At 45.5% G+C, this 1,342-nt stretch carries 1 protein-coding gene; it reads right to left on the minus strand.

The genetic code is table 11. The annotated features are described in order from the left end of the window. Nucleotides 1-208 precede the first annotated feature (208 nt). Nucleotides 209-1,270, minus strand: a complete 1,062-nt coding sequence (locus D0S45_20330) for an IS110 family transposase (protein TIH08935.1) — start codon at nucleotides 1,268-1,270, stop codon at nucleotides 209-211. Nucleotides 1,271-1,342: the final 72 nt, after the last annotated feature.

Below are 1,342 nucleotides of genomic sequence, written 5' to 3' on the forward strand. Positions count from 1 at the left end.
TTTCTTATGCGGCACAATGTCAAGCACCCCGTCAAATCTATCTTCAAGTCTTTTTAGGCCGTAGTCGTCCCTCACCTAATGGTGTAACTATTGATATTCCTTTTCTTATTCGTGCTCTGAGGCACCAAGTACCGATTCGGTATCAAGTCAATTATGGATCGCCATTTTTTGTCCGTTGTCTAAGCAACCAAAAGGCCCCCGCGATCCGTTATGCTGTTGCCCGTGGCAAACTTAATCGCCAGAGCAAAGCAGCAAGCTTTCGAGCAAGTGCAGCAATCGCTTTTTGCGGTACTCCATGTCTGCCCAAAATTCTGTTGTAAAAGTTCTGTGCCCATTCATCTTTTTGTTTCCATATCCATGCAGCTTCGATGAGCAGGCTTCGTAACCTACGTTGACCCACAGGGCGAAGACGTGCTTTTCCTTTACTTCCACCGCTTTGCCGAATTACCGGGGCAAGGCCAAGATAGGCTGTAACTTCTTCACTTCTTTTAAAGCGTTTAGGGTTGAAAACTTCCGCTGCAAACGTTGTTGCTACAACTTTACCGACTCCTGGAACGGACCTCATTGCGGCAATGCGTTTTGCCTCGTCTTGTTCTTGGGTAAGTTTTTGTAATTGTAAATCAACTTGTTTTTGAGCGATAATAAAATATTGTAATTCACCCAAATGGCTATCCAGAGTTTCAGCTGCCCCAGCAGGCAAAGCTATTTCTCCAAGTGCTAAAACAGCAGACTTGCTCCAGCCATCTATCCCCGCAGGTTCAGCAACTCCTAATGCAAGCAGCAAAGATCTTATGCGCTGCTTTACTCGACGCAACGAATCTGTAAGCTGGTGACGTCTTCTCGATAAAGCTCGGAATGCTTCTTCTTTCTCATCAGGAATTGCGATTGATCGTATCAATCCTGAAGCTGCCAATTCAGCAAGTTTTATGCAATCAAGACTATCCGTTTTGTTGGTTGCGGAAACAGGGCGAGGAATGCGGCTTGGAGCAGCAACTATAACATTTATTCCAGCAGAACGAAGACTGCGTGCGAGGCCGAATCCTGTCGGTCCGGCCTCGTAACACACAGCTGCTATATGTATTTGAAGGGAAGTTAATCGCTGGGTAACAGATTCAACGTCGGCAGGAGTTGTCCAGTCTTTGATCATCCCATCTGGTCTAAGTAAGGCGATACTAAAACTACGCTTATGAACGTCGATTCCTACGAAAAAACGTTGCCCGAGAAATGCTTCCACAAACCTGCCAACTGATGATATTGTCATTTTAGCCATGTCAGCCTCCTGCTAGTTTCACTTTTACTGGTATACTACCAGATTAAACAGGGGAGTGCTGACATGGTATTT

The organism is Marinifilum sp. JC120 (genome assembly GCA_004923195.1).
Taxonomy (GTDB): domain Bacteria; phylum Desulfobacterota; class Desulfovibrionia; order Desulfovibrionales; family Desulfovibrionaceae; genus Maridesulfovibrio.

What these genes read in the sequence shown, in the direction of transcription:
- D0S45_20330 (TIH08935.1), bottom strand. Translation starts at nt 1,270, where the DNA reads ATGGCTAAAATGACAATATCATCAGTTGGCAGGTTTGTGGAAGCATTT.